The sequence below is a fragment of the Xenorhabdus ehlersii genome, from assembly GCF_003610465.1.
Taxonomy (GTDB): Bacteria; Pseudomonadota; Gammaproteobacteria; order Enterobacterales; family Enterobacteriaceae; genus Xenorhabdus; species Xenorhabdus ehlersii.
In genome coordinates this window covers 124,673-144,612 of the sequence record NZ_RAQI01000004.1, presented here as the reverse complement: position 1 = coordinate 144,612, position 19,940 = coordinate 124,673, and the positions used below count along the sequence as shown (strand labels likewise).

17 protein-coding genes, 2 tRNA genes and 1 pseudogene are annotated in these 19,940 nt (G+C 46.1%); 3 read left to right on the top strand and 17 right to left on the bottom strand.

The genetic code is table 11. The features are described from left to right. Window positions 1-6 precede the first annotated feature (6 nt). Together btsR and BDE27_RS13580 are read left to right on the top strand one after the other, a co-directional pair. Window positions 7-726, top strand: coding sequence for a two-component system response regulator BtsR (btsR, locus tag BDE27_RS13585; RefSeq protein ID WP_099132621.1), 720 nt, complete (start codon window positions 7-9; stop codon window positions 724-726). A 57-nt stretch (window positions 727-783) separates the two neighbouring features. Further along, window positions 784-1,182 carry a hypothetical protein gene (locus tag BDE27_RS13580; protein WP_143707528.1) on the top strand — a complete coding sequence of 133 codons (399 nt, stop codon included), beginning with the start codon at window positions 784-786 and terminating at the stop codon, window positions 1,180-1,182. A gap of 122 nt (window positions 1,183-1,304) precedes the next feature. On the opposite strand, the gene BDE27_RS13575 is transcribed toward BDE27_RS13580, so the two are convergent. The 17 genes and pseudogenes from BDE27_RS13575 to rlmE all read right to left on the bottom strand — a co-directional run bounded on the left by BDE27_RS13575 (window position 1,305) and on the right by rlmE (window position 19,501). Beyond that, window positions 1,305-3,218 (bottom strand): DEAD/DEAH family ATP-dependent RNA helicase, encoded by a 1,914-nt coding sequence (locus tag BDE27_RS13575; RefSeq protein ID WP_099132623.1) that lies wholly within the window; start codon window positions 3,216-3,218, stop codon window positions 1,305-1,307. Continuing rightward, window positions 3,208-3,282, bottom strand: coding sequence for a hypothetical protein (locus BDE27_RS20500; protein ID WP_223281609.1), 75 nt, complete (start codon window positions 3,280-3,282; stop codon window positions 3,208-3,210). The genes BDE27_RS13575 and BDE27_RS20500 overlap by 11 nt, the downstream gene beginning before the upstream one ends. A 106-nt stretch (window positions 3,283-3,388) precedes the next feature. Further along, window positions 3,389-4,273, bottom strand: coding sequence for a lipoprotein NlpI (nlpI, locus tag BDE27_RS13565; RefSeq protein ID WP_099132624.1), 885 nt, complete (start codon window positions 4,271-4,273; stop codon window positions 3,389-3,391). A 183-nt stretch (window positions 4,274-4,456) separates the two neighbouring features. Then, window positions 4,457-6,595 carry a polyribonucleotide nucleotidyltransferase gene (gene pnp / locus BDE27_RS13560; protein WP_099132625.1) on the bottom strand — a complete coding sequence of 713 codons (2,139 nt, stop codon included), beginning with the start codon at window positions 6,593-6,595 and terminating at the stop codon, window positions 4,457-4,459. A 264-nt stretch (window positions 6,596-6,859) separates the two neighbouring features. Next, the gene (gene rpsO / locus BDE27_RS13555; RefSeq protein ID WP_099132626.1) at window positions 6,860-7,129 is read right to left on the bottom strand and encodes a 30S ribosomal protein S15; all 270 of its coding nucleotides are present in this window, start codon (window positions 7,127-7,129) and stop codon (window positions 6,860-6,862) included. Window positions 7,130-7,304: 175 nt separating this feature from the next. After that, the gene (truB, locus tag BDE27_RS13550) at window positions 7,305-8,246 is read right to left on the bottom strand and encodes a tRNA pseudouridine(55) synthase TruB (protein ID WP_099132627.1); all 942 of its coding nucleotides are present in this window, start codon (window positions 8,244-8,246) and stop codon (window positions 7,305-7,307) included. Continuing rightward, on the bottom strand, window positions 8,246-8,656 hold the full coding sequence (rbfA, locus tag BDE27_RS13545) for a 30S ribosome-binding factor RbfA (protein WP_099132628.1): 411 nt from the start codon (window positions 8,654-8,656) through the stop codon (window positions 8,246-8,248). The genes truB and rbfA overlap by 1 nt, the downstream gene beginning before the upstream one ends. A 74-nt stretch (window positions 8,657-8,730) precedes the next feature. Continuing rightward, window positions 8,731-11,500, bottom strand: a pseudogene (gene infB, locus BDE27_RS13540) (translation initiation factor IF-2). A gap of 25 nt (window positions 11,501-11,525) precedes the next feature. Next, a complete protein-coding gene (gene nusA / locus BDE27_RS13535; protein WP_099132630.1) occupies window positions 11,526-13,034 on the bottom strand; it encodes a transcription termination factor NusA in 1,509 nt (502 codons plus the stop codon). Window positions 13,035-13,055: 21 nt separating this feature from the next. Beyond that, window positions 13,056-13,508, bottom strand: coding sequence for a ribosome maturation factor RimP (gene rimP, locus BDE27_RS13530; RefSeq protein WP_139292463.1), 453 nt, complete (start codon window positions 13,506-13,508; stop codon window positions 13,056-13,058). Between the two features lie 224 nt (window positions 13,509-13,732). Continuing rightward, window positions 13,733-13,809, bottom strand: a tRNA-Met gene (locus tag BDE27_RS13525). Between the two features lie 58 nt (window positions 13,810-13,867). Continuing rightward, window positions 13,868-13,957 (bottom strand) — tRNA-Leu (locus BDE27_RS13520). Between the two features lie 85 nt (window positions 13,958-14,042). Beyond that, the gene (secG, locus tag BDE27_RS13515; RefSeq protein ID WP_099132631.1) at window positions 14,043-14,381 is read right to left on the bottom strand and encodes a preprotein translocase subunit SecG; all 339 of its coding nucleotides are present in this window, start codon (window positions 14,379-14,381) and stop codon (window positions 14,043-14,045) included. A gap of 179 nt (window positions 14,382-14,560) precedes the next feature. After that, window positions 14,561-15,898, bottom strand: a complete 1,338-nt coding sequence (gene glmM / locus BDE27_RS13510; protein ID WP_099132632.1) for a phosphoglucosamine mutase — start codon at window positions 15,896-15,898, stop codon at window positions 14,561-14,563. Window positions 15,899-15,994: 96 nt separating this feature from the next. Next, window positions 15,995-16,837, bottom strand: a complete 843-nt coding sequence (folP, locus tag BDE27_RS13505) for a dihydropteroate synthase (protein WP_099132633.1) — start codon at window positions 16,835-16,837, stop codon at window positions 15,995-15,997. Window positions 16,838-16,903: 66 nt separating this feature from the next. Continuing rightward, window positions 16,904-18,823 carry an ATP-dependent zinc metalloprotease FtsH gene (gene ftsH / locus BDE27_RS13500; protein ID WP_099132634.1) on the bottom strand — a complete coding sequence of 640 codons (1,920 nt, stop codon included), beginning with the start codon at window positions 18,821-18,823 and terminating at the stop codon, window positions 16,904-16,906. Window positions 18,824-18,871: 48 nt separating this feature from the next. After that, window positions 18,872-19,501: a 23S rRNA (uridine(2552)-2'-O)-methyltransferase RlmE gene (gene rlmE / locus BDE27_RS13495; RefSeq protein ID WP_074019936.1), complete on the bottom strand. Its 630-nt coding sequence runs from the start codon at window positions 19,499-19,501 to the stop codon at window positions 18,872-18,874. A gap of 134 nt (window positions 19,502-19,635) precedes the next feature. Here rlmE and yhbY point away from each other — a divergent pair, with 134 nt between their 5' ends. Beyond that, window positions 19,636-19,929 carry a ribosome assembly RNA-binding protein YhbY gene (yhbY, locus tag BDE27_RS13490; protein WP_047766250.1) on the top strand — a complete coding sequence of 98 codons (294 nt, stop codon included), beginning with the start codon at window positions 19,636-19,638 and terminating at the stop codon, window positions 19,927-19,929. Window positions 19,930-19,940: the final 11 nt, after the last annotated feature.

Below are 19,940 nucleotides of genomic sequence, written 5' to 3'. Positions count from 1 at the left end.
GTAAATATGAATATATTGATTGTTGACGATGAGCCATTGGCTCGTGAAAATCTACGTTGTCTGCTGGCAGAGGAAACTGATATTCAAATCATGGGAGAATGTGCCAACGCAGTCGAAGCGATTGGTGCCATCCATCGTCTGAAACCCGATGTTGTTTTCCTCGATATTCAAATGCCCCGTATTACCGGACTGGAAATGGTGGGTATGCTCGATCCAGAGCATCGCCCTTACATTGTTTTCCTGACTGCATTTGATGAATATGCAGTGCAAGCCTTTGAAGAACATGCATTCGATTATTTATTGAAGCCGCTGGAAAAAGAGCGCCTGAGTAAGACACTGCAACGACTGCGTTCTGGCTATCAAAAACAAAATCTGGCAGATCTTCAACGTGAAGATGAACAACTGAAATATATTCCCTGCACTGGACATAGCCGAATCTGGCTGATGCCATTGGATGATGTTCTGTATGTCACTTCCCGCCTGAGTGGTGTATATGTCATGAACGCTAACGGGCAGGAAGGCTTTACCGAGTTGACCCTGCGGACACTGGAAACCCGCACGTCACTAACTCGCTGCCATCGCCAGTATTTAGTCAACATGACCCAATTACGGGAAATTGTTTTTGGAGACAATGGGCAGGCAGAGCTGGTACTGAGCAATGATAAGCGTATTCCAGTTAGTCGTCGTTATCTGAAACCGCTTAAAGAAGCATTGGGGTTAAATTAATCACCGCTTAGGGCATAATTTCTCAACCCTACAGGAAAATAAACAAAGGAAATGCCCTTGGCGGATTTTTATCTCAAAATTAAAACTAACCTAATGATCCTGAAAAACCTAAAAAATCAGCAAGATCTTGAGATTACGGGAAATTTCAGTACCCCACGTTTGCTGATCGGTGACTTTTATAACGCGATGTTTCAATTAAATGCTCTGCTCAATCAGCATGGCTTCCTACAAGGAATTAAGCAGCTTTTTGAGTGCAAACACCGTGTACTGATTCATCCATTGGATCAAAATGAAGGAGGATTGTGTCCTGTGGAAGAACGAATTTTGCAGGAAGTGGCACATGCTGGTTTCAAAGGCAAGTTAAGAAAACGCGTTATTCATCAAGGTGAGCGCTTACTTTCAGATGCTGAGGTCAAAGCTGAATTAAACAAACATATTACTAAGAAAAAACTTTAATAAAATCAGAAAAATAAATAACAAAAGCCCTTTCTCTTAACGGAGAAAGGGCTTTATTTAATTCATCATTGCGATATTTTCAATGCAACGATAAATCAAGCAAGTCAATGAAAAATTAGTGCTTATACATTGCCATTGCTTTGACGGCGACGTGGTGCTTCATCGTTGCTGCGACCGCGGAAAGAACCACGCTCACCACCGCGACGTTCGTTGTTAAAACGACGACCACCGTTATTACCAAAACCATCACGGTCACGACGTGGGCCATTGCCACCATTGCCACCATTGCCACCATTACCGCCGTTACCATTGCGGCCACCACGACGCTCACGGCGTTCAAATGGTTGCGCATCACCCATCAACTGCATATTCATTGGTTTGTTCAGAATACGAGTACGGGTGAAGTGAGACAGCAACTCCCCTGGCATCCCTTTTGGCAGTTCAATCGTAGAGTGGGTAGCAAACAGTTTGATATTACCGATATAACGGCTGCTGATATCACCTTCATTTGCAATTGCGCCCACAATATGGCGAACTTCAACACCATCATCACGACCAACTTCAATGCGATACAGTTCCATATCACCCACGTCACGACGCTCACGACGAGGACGATCACCTCTGTCACGCTCACCAAAGCTATTACTGTTACTATTGCTATTGCGACGACGGTCATCACGATCGTTGAATTCACGGCGAGGACGACGCACTGGATCGGGTGGCAGAATAAGTGGGCGCTCACCTTGTGCCATTTTCAGCAGGGCTGCTGCCAGTGTTTCCATATCCAGATCATCGCCGGTTCCCAGTTTAGACAACAATGCGCGGTATTGATCCAGATCGCTGCTTTCCAGTTGATTCTGAACATTGGCCGCAAATTTCTCCAGACGACGCTGGCTCAGAAGCTCTGCGTTTGGCAGTTCAACTTCCGGGATTGTCAGTTTCATGGTGCGTTCAACGTTACGCAGCAAACGACGTTCGCGGTTTTCAACAAACAACAGGGCACGACCCGCACGGCCAGCGCGACCGGTACGACCGATACGGTGTACATAAGATTCTGCATCCATTGGGATGTCGTAGTTAACAACCAAACTAATGCGATCAACATCCAGGCCACGAGCAGCAACATCAGTCGCAATCAGAATGTCCAAACGGCCATCTTTCAAGCGCTCAAGTGTCTGTTCACGCAGAGCCTGGTTCATGTCACCATTCAATGCCGCAGAGTTGTAGCCGTTACGCTCCAGCGTTTCTGCAACTTCCAGCGTTGCATTCTTGGTGCGCACGAAAATAATCGCAGCATCAAAATCTTCTGCTTCAAGGAAACGCACCAACGCTTCATTTTTGCGCATACCGTAAACAGACCAGTAGCTTTGGCTAATGTCAGGACGGTTTGTCACACTGCTCTGAATACGAACTTCCTGTGGATCATTCATGAAACGACGAGTGATGCGGCGGATCGCTTCTGGCATTGTCGCGGAGAACAGCGCGGTTTGATGTTCAGCAGGGATCTGGCTCATGATGTTTTCAACATCTTCGATAAAGCCCATACGCAACATTTCGTCAGCTTCATCCAGTACCAAACCTTTCAGGTTGGACAGATCCAATGTTCCACGTTTCAGGTGGTCGAGTAAACGTCCCGGCGTTCCCACCACAACTTGTGGTCCCTGACGCAAGGCACGTAACTGAACGTCATAACGCTGTCCACCGTAAAGTGCAACAACATTCACATTGCGCATATGTTTGGAAAAATCTGAACACGCTTCAGCAACCTGCACCGCCAGTTCACGGGTTGGCGCTAACACAAGGATTTGTGGCGCTTTAAGTTCAGCATCAATGTTATTCAATAAAGGTAAGCTGAAAGCGGCGGTCTTACCACTGCCCGTCTGTGCCATACCCAGCACATCACGGCCGCTCAGCAGGTGTGGAATACATTGTTGTTGAATAGGAGAAGGCTTCTCATAGCCCAGGTCTCCCAACGCAGAAAGGATAGGTGCTGATAAACCTAAATCAGCAAAAGAGATTTCAGTCTCAGTGGTCATGTAATGGTGCCTCATTGATCATGGCGGCCAGTCTACATAACACAGTGAAAAGAATTTCTGTCATTTTCATTTAAAATGTGAACTGGCTCAAATTATGTTATTAAACGAACAAACAAGCCCCCATCTCCAGAGATGCGGACTTTAAAATCTGTCGTGAAAATGTTCGTCAGCTATTGTTGGTTCGATTCCGATAAATCATCTTGTTTTTGGCCCAATAGCGCCAATTCCAACAATGCGTAGCGGTGCTCAACAAAGTTATGCACATTGTTAGCCACCGTCAGCTTGAATAACGCAGTTGCGCTATCCTCATCCCCCAGACTTAGGTAATGTTTACCTAAATAGAAGTCAGTTTCACTGAGATGCTCAGCGAGCGAAGTGTTATCTGTTGAACCCTGTTTTAAGCGTTCCATCAATATTTTTTCACCGATTTTGCCTAAATAGAATTCAACAATATTCCAGCCCCATCTTCCCCGGTTCGCTTTGTCAAAATGGTGCGACAAATTAGTCATTGCAGCCTTAGGATCAATTTTATCTTCCACAAGGTACAACCACAACGAACGGAAGGGATCATTTGGATCGTCTTGATAAAACGCCTGCAGATCATCCTGCGCCAATCGATAGCGGCCACCGTAATACAGTGCAATGCCGCGATTCATTCGCGCGTAGTTGTAAGTTGGATCAAGCTCTAAAACAGAATCAAACGCTTCATAGGCAGAATCAAAATTGCCTGCCTGCGTAAAATAAATTCCCAGATAATTAAAAATTTCAGGAATATCAGGGCGGATAGACAAAGCCACTGAAAAATCATTCTGCGCCAGTGCCCTCAGCCCGAGGCTATCATACAGCACACCTCGTTCATATAAAAGCTGTGCATATTCATCTTCCGTTAGTGACCGACTCGCAAGTATTTGCTCCATGCGAGCCAGAATAACCTCTTGTTGCAATGTTGGTTGTAATGGAATAGCAATCACTTCATTTTTACGCCACCCAGTGCCGCTACATCCCACAAGGAGAAAAATAGCCGCAACATAACACCAGCGCAGAAAAGAATTCATTTCCCACTCCCGAAGCCAGACATCAATCAGAATGCCCTATTACTCCACCCACATTGTATATTTCAGGCGTCCTGCCCAAAATTGACGTTCTCTCATCTTTCAAACTACTGCTAAGAACAATAACTCGAAATTTATTGAGATAAACGGCGCCCTTTTTACAGGACGCCGCTCTTTACGTCAAATTTATTCTACTGATGATTCCGGTGATTGCAATTCTGCGTCAGTTGTAATCACGGCTTCTTTCATGCTCAGGCGGATACGTCCCTGACGGTCAATTTCCAGCACTTTCACAGGAACTTCTTGCCCGATTTGCAGATAATCAGTGACTTTCTCTACACGTTTTTCGGCGATCTGAGAAATGTGTACCAGCCCTTCTTTACCGCCGCCGATAGCAACGAATGCACCAAAATCAACAATGCGGGTCACTTTACCAGCATAAATACGACCCACTTCAACTTCCGCAGTGATTTCTTCGATACGTCTGATAGCATGACGTGCTTTGTCACTGTCAGTCGCCGCAATCTTCACTGTACCGTCGTCTTCAATTTCAATGGTAGTCCCTGTTTCTTCCGTCAATGCGCGGATCACGGAACCCCCTTTACCAATCACGTCTTTGATCTTGTCTGGGTTGATCTTGATAGTGTGGATACGTGGTGCAAATTCAGAAATATCATTGCGTGGACAATTAATTGCCTGTTCCATCACATTCAGGATGTGCAGACGAGCACCTTTAGCCTGATTCAGAGCAATCTGCATAATTTCACGGGTAATACCTTCGATTTTGATGTCCATTTGTAGTGCGCTGACACCATCACGGCTACCCGCAACTTTAAAGTCCATGTCGCCCAGATGATCTTCGTCACCCAGAATGTCCGACAGAACAACAAAGTTTTCCCCTTCTTTCACCAGCCCCATTGCGATACCCGCAACGGCTGCCTTAATTGGCACACCTGCATCCATCAATGCCAGTGATGCACCACAGACAGAAGCCATAGAGGAAGAACCGTTGGATTCAGTGATTTCAGATACCACGCGAACGGTATATGGGAATTCGTTGATGCCTGGCATCACAGCCAATACACCACGTTTCGCCAGACGACCGTGACCAATTTCACGACGTTTTGGTGAACCGACCATGCCAGTTTCACCGACAGAGTACGGAGGGAAGTTGTAGTGGAACAGGAAGCGATCTGTACGCTCACCCATCAGCTCATCGATAACCTGAGCATCACGCTCTGTGCCCAGTGTTGCAGTTACCAATGCCTGAGTTTCACCACGGGTAAACAGGGATGAACCATGAGTACGTGGCAGTACACCTGTGCGAACGTCCAGAGCACGAACCATGTCTTTTTCACGGCCATCAATACGCGGTTCACCACGCAAAACACGGCTACGAACAACATTTTTCTCCAGAATAGCGAGAACTTCAAGCACTTCGGTTTCTTCCAGTTCAACGCCTTTTTCTGCAAATTCTGCCAGGATAGCCACAGTGACTTCTTCTTTGATACTATCAACCTGAGCATAACGTTCCTGCTTCTCAGTAATACGATAAGCATCACCCAGACGGCTTTCAGCCAGTTCTGCAACACGATCGTGCAGAGGTTGATTAACAGGCACTGGTGCCCAATCCCATTTCTCTTTACCTGCTTCAGCAACCAGCGCATTGATGTTATCAATCACAATCTGTTGTTGCTCATGACCAAACACAACCGCACCCAACATTTGCTCTTCAGTCAGCAGTTCCGCTTCGGACTCTACCATCAGCACCGCGTTATTTGTACCTGCAACGACCAGATCCAAACGGCTGTGTTTCAGCTCATCGCTAGTTGGGTTCAGAACGTACTGATCGTTAATATAACCAACACGCGCAGCACCAATTGGACCATTGAATGGAATACCAGACAGCGCCAGTGCAGCGGAAGAGCCGATCATGGCAACGATATCAGGGTTTACTTGTGGATTAACAGAAACGACTGTCGCGATGATTTGAACTTCATTCAGGAAACCTTCTGGAAACAGAGGGCGTAGAGGGCGGTCAATAAGACGAGCAACTAATGTTTCACCTTCTCCCGGACGGCCTTCGCGACGGAAAAAACTTCCCGGAATACGGCCAGCAGCGTAAGTACGCTCCTGATAGTTAACGGTCAGAGGGAAGAAATCCTGACCTGCTTTGACTTTCTTTTGACCAACAACGGTGACAAATACCGCTGTGTCATCCATATTTACCATAACGGCTGCTGTCGCCTGACGAGCCATCATGCCAGTTTCGATGGTCACAGTGTGCTGACCATACTGAAATTTACGAACAATCGGATTAAGCAAAATAATTTTCCTTTGTTAATGTTGCCGATTTAAGAAACCAGCAACAATGGATTTTCTCTTCTTGCTACACCCTCACGACTAATGACAGTGCTCACTGCTTTGAGGACTCTCATTAGCCGCGCGAGTCACTGTAGCGGAAGAGGTTCAAGTTTTAGAAACGGTGCAAAAAACAGTAGATTAAATTTTCCGATTCTGTTTCCTGACAATTCCGTTTCCTAGAAGAAAAGGGGCCCGATTAGGCCCCTTTCCACTGAAACTCATCAATTAGCGACGCAGTCCCAGACGCTCAATCAGAGCAGTATAGCGTGCCACATCTTTACGCTTCAGGTAGTCCAGTTGCTTACGACGCTGTGCAACCTTTCTCAGCAGACCACGACGGCTGTGGTGATCTTTTTTGTGCTCTGAAAAGTGACCTTGCAGGTGGTTGATGTCAGCAGTCAGCAGTGCGATCTGAACTTCGCTGGAACCACTGTCGTTAGCGCCGCGACCAAATTCAGCAATAATCTGCGCTTTTGCAGCAGTACTTAGAGACATAGTATAACTCCAAATATGTAATTTAAAATGACGAGTGCCGATCTCTAATTCAGCCACTCATGTACAGACGCGGTATTCTACGCTGCAAATAGGTGAAGCGCAAGACAGCACAATCACCGTCATTCTGTGCCCCAACTCAATTTACCTGCTGCAAATTCCTTGTCTGTTGCTATCATTATTCCGTTTCAACAACCAAACGGCGTGGAGCCACTAGTCCATCATCATCAATCACTGCAATGCCGATAAATTTATTTTCATCACCTTCGGTCACCCTCACCCATTCATCTGAAGCCAAATTATGTTTGCTGCGAACCGGCTGGCCTTGTTTGAAGTAAGACGCAACGACAGATGTTAAGTGAATGACAGGAAAATGAACCACGGCGGTATCCATTGGTAGCAATAATGGATCAAGCAATTCCCACGCCTCAATTTCTTGATCTTCAGCTTGTTGGTTTAACTCATATAACTGTTCCAACGTTACCATTCTTTGATTGGGATAATTGGCAACCTGCAAACGACGCAGATAAATGACATGCGCGCCACAACCCAAAAGTTCCCCTAAATCATCAATGATGGTACGAATATAAGTGCCCTTGGAACAGTGTATTTCCAATTCCAGCTCATTCCCTTCCCAGCGAATGAATTGTAATTCATAAACAGTGATAGGACGCGCTTCACGCTCAACTTCAATACCCTGACGGGCATATTCGTATAGCGGTTTTCCCTGATGTTTCAATGCAGAGTACATAGAAGGAACCTGCATGGTATCACCACGGAATTGATCCAATGCAGCATTGAGCTGAGATTCGGTGATTTTTACGTCGCGCTCACTGATGATTGTTCCATGTGAATCCGACGTATCTGTACGTTGCCCCAAACGGGCAATCACACGATAGCGTTTGTCAGAATCCAGCAAGAATTGGGAAAATTTGGTCGCTTCACCCAGGCAAATCGGCAACATGCCTGTCGCCAATGGATCGAGTGCACCAGTATGACCCGCCTTACTGGCATTAAAAATCCGCCTGACTTTCTGTAACGCATCATTGGAGGAGATATCCTGTGGCTTATCCAGCAACAGTACACCGTGTATAGCACGGCCTTTACGACGGCGCCCCATCATTTTTCCTCATTGTGATCCGCAGATGCGCGACGCTTCTCATCATTTTTAACGACGTTGCTAACCAAATTCGACATACGCATCCCTTCCACCAAAGAACTGTCATAAGAGAATGTCAGCTCAGGAATGATACGCAGGCGCATCGCTTTACCCAGTAGGGAACGAATAAAACCAGAGGCTTCGTTCAATGCCTTGATGCCTTCTTTAACCATATCTGAATCATGCCCGTCCACCAGTACGTTCAGAAAGGTGACAAATACTTTGGCATAAGCCAGATCGCGGGAAACCTCAACACCGGAGACTGTCGCCATACCGATACGGGGATCTTTGATTTCACGCTGTAAGATGATGGCAATTTCTTTTTGCATTTCCTGTGCAACGCGCTGAGTACGACTAAATTCTCTTGCCATTGTTATATCTCCTGACATTTTGGGGGGCATAAAGCCCCCCAAGAATGGAATGAATCTATTGATAAATAACGGTATTAATCGATGGAGCGTTTAATTTCAATCACTTCAAAGACTTCAATCATGTCACCAACGCGAACATCATTGTAGTTCTTCACACCGATACCACATTCCATACCATTGCGGACTTCGTTAACGTCATCCTTAAAGCGACGTAAGGATTCCAATTCACCTTCGTAAATAACAACGTTATCGCGCAGTACGCGGATCGGATTATTACGCTTGATGGAACCTTCTGTCACCATACAACCAGCAATAGCACCAAATTTCGGTGACTTAAACACATCACGAACTTCGGCAAGACCCATGATCTGCTGTTTGTATTCTGGTGCCAGCATACCGCTCATAGCCTGTTTGATCTCATCAATCAGGTTATAAATAACGGAGTAGTAACGCAGATCCAGACTTTCGTTTTCAATGATACGACGTGCAGAAGCATCAGCACGAACGTTGAAGCCCAGAATAATTGCCTCAGATGCTGCTGCCAGCGTCGCATCAGTTTCAGTGATACCACCCACACCAGAACCGATGATTTTCACTTTAACTTCATCAGTAGACAATTTCAGCAATGAGTCACTAATTGCTTCACATGTACCTTGAACATCCGTTTTCAGAACAATGTTCAGTTCAGATACCTTGCCTTCTTCTAAGTTAGCGAAGATGTTTTCCAGCTTAGCTTTATGCTGACGAGCCAATTTCACTTCACGGAATTTACCCTGACGATACAAGGCCACTTCACGCGCTTTTTTTCTCATCACGAACAACCGTTGCTTCATCACCCGCAGATGGCACATTGGACAGACCCAAAATTTCCACTGGGATAGATGGACCAGCCGAAGTCACTTCGCGGCCAAGTTCGTTACGCATTGCACGAATACGGCCATATTCGAAGCCACACAGAACGATATCGCCTTTGTTCAGCGTACCAGACTGAACCAGAATGGTTGCAACTGGGCCACGGCCTTTATCCAGGAAGGATTCAATGACCACACCGTTTGCCATACCCGTGCGTACCGCTTTCAGTTCAAGGACTTCAGACTGAAGCAAAATGGCTTCCAGCAATTCATCAATACCAATACCAGCTTTGGCAGACACATTGATGAACTGGTTTTCACCGCCCCACTCTTCTGAAATGATGCCGTATTGCGACAATTCATTCTTCACGCGATCCGGATCAGCTTCTGGCTTATCGATCTTGTTCACAGCAACAACAACGGGTACGTTGGCTGCTTTAGCGTGCTGAATAGCTTCTACGGTCTGTGGCATCACACCATCATCCGCTGCTACAACCAGAACAACGATGTCTGTTGCTTTCGCACCACGTGCACGCATGGAGGTAAACGCAGCATGGCCTGGGGTATCCAAGAAGGTGATCATGCCTTTTTCAGTTTTCACATGATACGCACCAATGTGCTGGGTAATACCACCAGCTTCTCCAGAAGCCACTTTAGTGGAACGGATATAGTCCAGCAGAGAAGTTTTACCGTGGTCAACGTGCCCCATGATGGTAACAACTGGTGCACGAGACTCTGCCTGGGTTTCACCCGTATCACGATCACTCATCAGCGCTTCTTCCAGTTCGTTTTCACGACGGAGAATAACTTTGTGCCCCATTTCTTCGGCAACCAGTTGTGCTGTTTCTTGGTCGATAACTTGGTTGATGGTTACCATTGCGCCCATGTTCATCATGGTCTTAATGACCTGAGCACCTTTAACGGCCATTTTGTTAGCCAATTCTGCAACAGTAATGGTCTCACCAATCACAACGTCACGGTTAACCGCGACAACAGGTTTCGTGAAACTCTGCTGTAAGGTACTAGGCTTACGTTGTTTACCTTTGGTACGACCCACAGCGCGCGCTTCTTCGCGATCAGCTTTCGATTCAGAATGTTTGTTATTCTTTTTCTGGCGGGATTTGCCGCCACGAGAGCGGGAACGACGATCGCCTTCTACTTTGGCGTCATTTTCATCTTCCGCATCACGAGCATAGCGGGAAGTGGTTACGTGGTAGTCACTACTGTCACTGTTATCAGAGTCATCAGTCCATTTGTCTTGATTCTCTTCTGCCATTCGACGTGCTTCTTCTGCAACACGCTTCGCTTCCGCTTCCACCTTACGGCGCATTTCTTCTTCAGCTTTACGTTTTAAATTTGCAGCTTCGGCTTCCCGACGCGCTTTTTCATTTTGCACGGCAGAGTGAGTCTGATCTGATTTTGGTTTGTTTTCGGTATGTTGCTTAATCACTTTTTCTTTTTCCGCCGCCTCACGCGGAGACAGTTTAGCCTCTTCACGTTTGGCTTTTTCTTCTGCTTCACGTCGAGCGCTCTCTTCTGCTTCACGTTTGGCTTTTTCTTCAGCTTCACGTTTAGCTTGCTCTTCCGCGAATTTTTTCGCTTCAGCCTCAAGCCGCGCCTTCTCTTCTGCCTCGCGCCGAGCCTGCTCTTCCGCTTCACGCTGAGCCTGTTCTTCCGCTTTAGCCTGTTCAAGGGCATCACGGTTCACATATGTGCGTTTTTTGCGGACTTCAATCGCTACCGATTTACTTTTGCCACCGGTGCCAGGAACGTTCAGTGTACTGCGTGTTTTACGCTGTAGTGTCAATTTACCCGGCTGACCGCCAGAACCGCCTTGTTCACGGTTCAGGTAGGCCAGCAAAGCTTCTTTTTCTTTCTGGGAAACAGAGTCAGTTGCGGTTTTCTGAATGCCAGCATCAGCGAATTGCTGGATTAGACGTTCTTCCGATGTCTGGATCTCTTCTGCCAGTAATTTTACGGTTACCTCTGTCATTCTGTTCCTTCCTGCTACAGTTTATTTATGCATCATCGCCAAACCAACAGATATTGCGGGCTGCCATAATGAGTTCTCCTGCTTTCTCATCATTCAGTCCTTCGATATCAGATAAGTCGTCGATACCCTGCTCGGCAAGATCTTCCAGAGTGCAGATGCCACGGGCAGCCAGGTTAAACGCCAAAGTACGCTCCATGCCAGGCAGATTCAATAAATCTTCGGCAGGTTGCTGATCACCAAGACTCTCTTTCTGAGCCAGTTCCAGCGTCGTCAAGGCCGCTTTAGCGCGTTCACGAAGAACTTCAACGGTTTCTTCATCCAGTCCTTCTACTGCCAGAAGTTCATTGATTGGCACATAAGCCAGTTCTTCCAGCGTAGAGAAACCTTCCTCGACTAATACAGTGGCGAAATCTTCATCAATGTCGAGATGCTTAGTAAATGTATCAATAGAAGCGTGTGCTTCTGCCTGATGTTTTGCTTGTAGCTCTTCCGCAGTCATGACATTAAGTTCCCATTTGTCATCACCACGATGTTTTTTCAACAGTTGTGCCGCCAGACGAACGTTCTGACCATTACGTCCAATCGCCTGAGCAAGATTACTGTTTTCTACGGCAACATCCATAGTGCAGTTGTCTTCGTCAACCACAATAGATGCAACATCCGCCGGAGCCATTGCATTAATGACAAACTGCGCAGGGTTATCGTCCCACAGCACGATGTCAATTCTTTCACCGCCCAGTTCACTGGAAACGGCTTGTACCCTTGCACCACGCATACCAACACAAGCGCCAACAGGATCAATACGCTTATCGTTGGTTTTCACTGCGATCTTGGCACGGGAACCCGGATCACGAGCAGCCGCCTTGATCTCAATGATTTCTTCACCAATCTCAGGTACTTCGATGCGGAACAACTCAACCAACATCTCAGGACGAGAACGAGTGATGAAAAGCTGTGCACCACGTGCTTCAGGGCGAACATCATACAGAACACCACGCACGCGGTCACCTGGACGGAAATTTTCCCGTGGCAACATGTCTTCACGTAAAATGACCGCTTCAGCATTATTACCTAAATCTAAGGTAATATTTTCGCGGTTCACTTTTTTGACCTGACCGGTCACGATCTCACCCTGTTGTTCACGGAATTGATCAACAACCATTGCACGCTCAGCTTCACGTACTTTCTGTACGATAACCTGTTTTGCCGTCTGAGTCGTAATGCGGTCAAAGGTCACTGATTCAATTTGATCTTCAATATAACCACCCAGCTCAATCTCTGGGTTGTCAAATTTTGCCGCTTCCAGTGTGATTTCGCGCGTTGGCTGAGTCACTTCGTTAACAACTAACCAGCGACGGAAGGTATCAAAATCACCTGATTTACGATCAATACAAACGCGGACGTCGATTTCCTGCTCATACTTTTTCTTGGTGGCTGTCGCCAGTGCAATCTCTAATGCTTCGAAGATTTTTTCGCGAGGGAGTGATTTTTCATTAGAAACCGCCTCCACAACAGCCAGAATTTCTTTATTCATCCTAGTTGCCTCATCCGAACTTTAAAAGTGGGGTACCAGGTTCGCTTTCTGGATGTTGCTCAGTGCGAACACTTCGTCTTTTCCATCCACCGTAACCGTAATCATTTCACCATCAACTGCCTTGATGATACCTTGCCATTTGCGACGGTTCTGCATTGCCATGCGTAAAACCAAGCTGACTTCTTCACCTATAAAACGCTGGTAATGTTCAGCCTTAAACAGTGGACGCTCAAGCCCTGGTGAAGATATTTCCAGGTTATAAAGCCCAGGAATCGGATCTTCAACATCAAGCACTGCACTGACCTGGTGGCTAACATCAGCACAATTATCAACAGTGATACCCTCCTCACTATCGATATAGACTCGCAACGTCGATACACGAGCGCGAATAAACTCCAGGCCAACTAATTCAAAACCTAAAGCTTCAACTGGTGCTGAAATTATCTCTGTTAATTTTTGCTCTAATGTGGACAAGCCCACCCCCAAGACATAAAAAAAGGGCTATATTAGCCCAGTAGTTCTGCTGTCAAATAACAAAAAACCCCGACACTCGGGGCTTTATGCAACTGGACCCTGTTTACTGCCAGTGGTCTCAACCAACCTCTTTCTATACCTTTCAAAGCAACCTGTCAAATCAAGATCGACATCTCAATGGCTGCTGAGCTATTACTGTTGAAAAGGTACAGGTTGTTAAGAAGTGGTTGCGGGAGCCGGATTTGAACCGACGACCTTCGGGTTATGAGCCCGACGAGCTACCATGCTGCTCCATCCCGCGTTCGAAAACGTGGCAAATCTTACGCTGATAATACTAAAAACGCAAGTTTCTAGATTAATGGTGCCGAGGACGGGACTTGAACCCGTACGCCCGTTGTTTAGGCACTACCACCTCAAGGTAGCGTGTATACCAATTTCACCACCTCGGCACTGATTTTATAGGTTTGTTATTCTAATGGTTATCTAAACTCATGATTAAAATCAACAACCCTATTTTAATTCTGTTACTGAATGTTACTGTGGGATATCACTATTTGGTTTTGCTGGCGTTGCCGGAACTTCTGCCTGTTTTTCAACTTTTACAGGTTCGACAAGGTTATCCCATTTACTGTTGGAACCCGTCTTGTTGCTAGTCATGTTACCAAGAATCAGACTGATAACAATGAACAACGTGGCAAAAATAGCCGTCATGCGGGTCATAAAATTACCGGAACCCGATGAACCAAACAGCGTGTTAGATGCACCCGCGCCGAAAGAAGCACCCATATCAGCACCTTTACCTTGCTGTAGCAGAACCAGAGCGATTAGCCCGATACCAACCAGCAAGAATATACCTAAAAGAGCTTCATACATATGTTGTACCTGTTTCCTCGTGGCGTTTACCACAATTTCATAGCGACGTTATGTTGCATCACCCGCTCACAAAATTAGAAAAATTAACTTATTGAGCGGGTGTGAATACTAACCAAAGCGTATCAGACACGCAAGATTAATTTTAAATCCTGACGCTGATCGAGCAAAAAAACAACAAATCAGCCGATTTTTTTCACAGCATCAGCAATACGATGCGCTAATGTCGTGACTTGCTCTTCATCTTCGCCTTCCACCATGACACGAATCAATGGTTCTGTACCTGATTTACGCAGTAAAACACGACCACAACCATTCAATTCAGTCTCAACTGATTTTACAGTTTCAAGCACTGATTCTGATTGCAGGGGATCAACATCACCTGTAAAGCGAACGTTAACCAAAACTTGAGGTAAAAGCTTCATACCACTGCACAGATCATGCAAGCTCATATTATTGCGTACCATTGCACTCAAGACTTGCAATCCAGCAACAATACCGTCTCCTGTTGTGGTTTTGTCCAACAAAATGACATGGCCTGAATTTTCTGCGCCCAGACGCCAGCCTTTTTCCTGCAATTTTTCCAGAACATAGCGGTCGCCAACTTTCGCACGCTCAAATGGAATACCAAGCTGTTTCAGTGCCAACTCCAGCCCCATATTACTCATCAACGTCCCTACAGCACCACCACGTAACTGACCTTGTCTCAACGCCTCACGTGCAATGATATAAATGATCTGATCGCCATCAACCTTTTGCCCCAGATGATCAACCATAATGATACGGTCGCCATCACCATCAAATGCCAGACCTACGTGCGCTTGTTCTTCCAGTACGCGCTGTTGCAATAGACGGACATCTGTTGCACCACACTCTTCATTGATATTGATGCCATTAGGCTCACAACCAATGGTAATCACCTCCGCTCCCAACTCTCTGAGCACATTCGGTGCGATATGGTAGGTCGCACCATTGGCGCAATCTAAAACAATTTTCAATCCATTTAAACTTTGTTCACTGGGGAATGTCCCTTTACAAAATTCAATATAACGACCCGCCGCATCAACTATCCGATTTGCCCGCCCTAACTCAGCAGATTCCACACAAGTCAGAGGTTTTTCCATTTCTGCTTCAATCGCCTCTTCAACATCATCCGGTAATTTAGTCCCATCGATAGAGAAGAATTTAATGCCGTTATCATAGTAAGGGTTGTGGGAAGCGGAAATGACAATCCCGGCTTCAGCACGAAAAGTACGTGTCAGATACGCCACGGCTGGTGTTGGCATCGGGCCGGTAAAGGATGCCGACAGTCCCGCAGCGGCTAACCCTGCTTCCAACGCGGATTCCAACATATAACCTGAGATTCGGGTATCTTTACCAATAATAATTTTGCGAGAACCATGACGCGCCAACACTTTTCCCGCAGCCCAACCAAGTTTCAATACAAAGTCAGGGGTAATTGGGGTATTCCCCACTCTGCCACGGATACCGTCAGTGCCAAAATATTTACGGTTACTCATAAATTTCTTTCCTTTACTGAACCAATTTTCTGCTCTCAGCGTTTTTTTGCTGACATCATGTTCTTTACAAACGGTGTATTTTACAAACTATATATTCTATGAACATGGATTCTTTTCAGATAGCGTTGCATGAACAACTTGCATTGCCTGAACGGTTTCTTTTACATCATGTACACGGATAATCTGGGCACCTTTCATGGCTGCAATCACAGCACAAGCAACGCTTCCTGCCACACGCTGCTGCGGTGGCACATCAAGTAATTGACCAATCATGGACTTGCGTGACATCCCCGCCAGAATAGGGAATCCCAAATGATGAAATTCTTGCAAGTGAGCCAATAACTGATAATTATGCGATAAGTTCTTACCAAAACCGAAACCCGGATCAAGAATCAGGTTATTTTTCGCGATACCCGCCGCAACACAACGCTCAATTTGCTGTATCAGGAAGGTTTTTACTTCCGATACAACATCTTCATAGTGAGGTTCTGTTTGCATGGTGCGAGGTTGTCCCTGCATATGCATCAAGCAAATTGGCAAACCACTTTGTGCTGCCGCTTCAAGTGCTCCAGATTCCTGCAACGCACGGACGTCATTGATAATATGCGCTCCTGCCTTGGCTGATTCCCGCATAACAGCAGCTTTTGAGGTATCAACAGAGATCCAGATATCAAAGCGCTGTGCCAGTACCTCAATCACCGGAATAACACGATCCAGCTCTTCCTGTTCACTTACTTCATTCGCTCCAGGACGAGTCGATTCTCCTCCCACATCAATAATTGTTGCTCCCTCTTTGATCATCTCAGCAGCATGTTTCAATACCGAATCAAAAGTATTATGGATTCCACCATCAGAGAAGGAATCGGGAGTGACATTCAAAATGCCCATTACTTGTGGGCAGGAAAGATCAAGGACGCTGCCTCTGGCTGTCAGTTTCATCGCTAGGTGCCTTAATGTCAAAACCCCAGGACAAGCCTGGGGTTTAATATAGGGTTGTTAGCCACGTTATGCGGTTGGGTTACCATCCGCAGGCTTTGACGTTTGCTGCTGAGATGGGGTGTTATGACGGTTATTACTATTACCGCTATTCTTATCTCCTTCCCAACCTGCCGGTGGACGTACTGTTGTACGATTCATCAGATCATCAATCTGAGGAGCATCAATGGTTTCATACTTCATCAATGCATCTTTCATTGAATGAAGAATATCCATATTATCCATCAGAATCTGACGCGCACGTAAATAGTTACGATCGATGATGGCCTTCACTTCCTGATCGATTAAACGCGCGGTGTCTTCAGACATATGTTTTGCTTTAGCAACCGAACGACCGAGGAAAACTTCACCCTCTTCTTCCGCATACAGCAATGGCCCCAGTTTTTCTGAGAAACCCCACTGTGTCACCATGTTACGTGCAATAGATGTCGCCACTTTAATATCGTTGGACGCACCGGTAGAAACATTATCTACACCATAGATAATTTCTTCCGCTAACCGGCCACCGTATAAGGTTGAAATTTGGCTCTCCAACTTCTGACGGCTTGCACTGATCTGATCGCCCTCTGGTAAGAAGAACGTCACACCCAACGCACGGCCACGCGGGATAATCGTCACTTTATGCACGGGATCGTGTTCTGGAACCAAACGACCAATAATGGCATGCCCTGCTTCATGGTATGCGGTGGATTCTTTCTGTTCCTCCGTCATAACCATTGAACGGCGTTCTGCCCCCATCATGATCTTATCTTTGGCTTTTTCGAACTCAACCATAGAAACAACGCGCTTGTTACCGCGAGCGGCAAACAAAGCAGCTTCATTCACAAGGTTAGCCAAATCCGCACCAGAGAAACCTGGTGTACCACGAGCAATGACCGATGCATCAATATCAGTATCCAGAGGAATGCGACGCATATGAACTTTCAGGATTTGCTCACGGCCACGAACATCTGGCAGGCCAACAACGACCTGACGGTCAAAACGGCCAGGACGTAACAAAGCTGGATCGAGAACATCAGGACGGTTAGTCGCTGCGATAACAATAATGCCTTCGTTACCTTCAAAGCCATCCATTTCAACCAGCATTTGGTTCAGCGTCTGTTCACGTTCATCATGTCCGCCACCCAGACCAGCACCACGCTGACGACCGACTGCATCAATTTCGTCAATAAAGATGATGCACGGTGCAGCTTTTTTTGCCTGTTCAAACATATCACGAACACGGGAAGCACCAACACCAACGAACATTTCAACGAAATCAGAACCAGAGATAGTGAAGAAAGGGACTTTCGCTTCGCCAGCAATAGCTTTAGCCAACAATGTCTTACCCGTACCTGGAGGGCCAACCATCAGGATGCCTTTCGGGATCTTACCACCCAGTTTTTGGAAACGGCCAGGTTCACGCAGATATTCAACCAATTCGCCCACTTCTTCTTTTGCTTCATCACAACCAGCAACATCGGCAAACGTGGTTTTGATCTGATCTTCAGTCAACATACGGGCTTTGCTTTTACCAAAAGACATCGCCCCCTTACCACCACCGCCTTGCATTTGGCGCATAAAGAAGATCCAGACGCCAATGAGCAGTAACATTGGGAACCATGAAATAAAGAGGGTCGCCAACAGGCCTTGCTGTTCTGGTGGTTCACCAACAACTTTTACCTGCTTATTGAGTAGGGTATCCAGCAACTTTTCATCCTGAATTGGCATATAAGTGCTGTATTTTCCACTGTTGTCTTTCTTAGTGAAATCAATGTCACGACCCGAAATACGTACTTCGCTTACTTGATTCTGCGATATCTCATTGATGAAATTAGAGTAATCAACCCTACGACCACTAGAATCGCCGGGACCAAAACTCTGGAACAATAACATCAAGACAACTGCGATGACTAACCAGAGAATCAGGTTTTTCGCCATGTCACTCAAGGGATTAACCTCATATTACAACTGTGTTAACAAATAGTAGTCAGGGTACTATACTTTCCGCCCTGTCGCTACAATGTATACTTCACGTGATCGTGCCCGCGAAGATTCTGGTTTACGAACTTTTACCTTCGCAAAAAGGGAGCGTATTTCCCTCAGGTATTCATCAAAGCCCTCTCCCTGAAATACTTTGACGATAAAACTACCCCCAGGGGCCAGCACATCACGACACATATCCAACGCTAACTCAACCAGATACATGGATCGGGGAATATCGACCGCGGGGGTTCCACTCATATTAGGAGCCATATCCGACATGACGACCTGGACTTTATTATCACCAACTCTCTCAAGTAATGTTTTCAATACCAGCTCATCACGAAAGTCTCCTTGAAGGAAATCAACTCCAACTATCGGATCCATCGGCAAAAGATCGCAAGCAATGACTCGCCCACTATTACCAATCTGACTCACTACATACTGAGACCACCCACCAGGAGCAGCGCCTAAATCAACAACGGTCATGCCCGGTTTAAAGATTTTGTCGCTTTGCTGTATCTCATCAAGTTTAAACCAAGCGCGAGAGCGAAGCCCTTTTTTCTGCGCCTGGAGAACATATTTATCACTAAAATGTTCCTGTAACCAGCGACTTGAGCTTGCTGAGCGTTTTTTATTGGCCATTGTTCTTTCCAACTCTACTAATAAGGCGCCTTATTTTTTGCGTTCTCTTATCAAACCACACCACACTTTTATGGTGATAGATATGAGATGGCGGTAGAATATATCGTTTTCAATCCCAACTAAGCAAAAAAACGATGACTCTTAACAAGAAACAAATCCAATACCTGAAAAGTCTCGCCCATTCATTAAAGCCTGTCGTAATGATCGGTAACAATGGGTTGACCGAAGGTGTGTTGGCTGAAATCGAACAAACTCTTTCGCATCACGAGCTTATCAAAGTCAAAGTTGCAGGCGAAGACCGCGAAATAAAAACTTTGATCGCTGAAGCGATTGTTCGTGAAACGGGTGCACATAACGTGCAAATCATTGGCAAAATGTTAGTTCTCTACCGTCCATCGGAAGAACGCAAGATTAGTCTACCTAAATAATCACGGCATAT

What these genes read in the sequence shown, in the direction of transcription:
- secG (WP_099132631.1), bottom strand. Translation starts at nt 14,381, where the DNA reads ATGTATGAAGCTCTTTTAGGTATATTCTTGCTGGTTGGTATCGGGCTA.
- rbfA (WP_099132628.1), bottom strand. Translation starts at nt 8,656, where the DNA reads ATGGCAAGAGAATTTAGTCGTACTCAGCGCGTTGCACAGGAAATGCAA.
- BDE27_RS13575 (WP_099132623.1), bottom strand. Translation starts at nt 3,218, where the DNA reads ATGACCACTGAGACTGAAATCTCTTTTGCTGATTTAGGTTTATCAGCA.
- rpsO (WP_099132626.1), bottom strand. Translation starts at nt 7,129, where the DNA reads ATGTCTCTAAGTACTGCTGCAAAAGCGCAGATTATTGCTGAATTTGGT.
- rlmE (WP_074019936.1), bottom strand. Translation starts at nt 19,501, where the DNA reads ATGGCCAATAAAAAACGCTCAGCAAGCTCAAGTCGCTGGTTACAGGAA.
- folP (WP_099132633.1), bottom strand. Translation starts at nt 16,837, where the DNA reads ATGAAACTGACAGCCAGAGGCAGCGTCCTTGATCTTTCCTGCCCACAA.
- truB (WP_099132627.1), bottom strand. Translation starts at nt 8,246, where the DNA reads ATGGGGCGCCGTCGTAAAGGCCGTGCTATACACGGTGTACTGTTGCTG.
- glmM (WP_099132632.1), bottom strand. Translation starts at nt 15,898, where the DNA reads ATGAGTAACCGTAAATATTTTGGCACTGACGGTATCCGTGGCAGAGTG.
- yhbY (WP_047766250.1), top strand. Translation starts at nt 19,636, where the DNA reads ATGACTCTTAACAAGAAACAAATCCAATACCTGAAAAGTCTCGCCCAT.
- btsR (WP_099132621.1), top strand. Translation starts at nt 7, where the DNA reads ATGAATATATTGATTGTTGACGATGAGCCATTGGCTCGTGAAAATCTA.
- nlpI (WP_099132624.1), bottom strand. Translation starts at nt 4,273, where the DNA reads ATGAATTCTTTTCTGCGCTGGTGTTATGTTGCGGCTATTTTTCTCCTT.
- nusA (WP_099132630.1), bottom strand. Translation starts at nt 13,034, where the DNA reads ATGAATAAAGAAATTCTGGCTGTTGTGGAGGCGGTTTCTAATGAAAAA.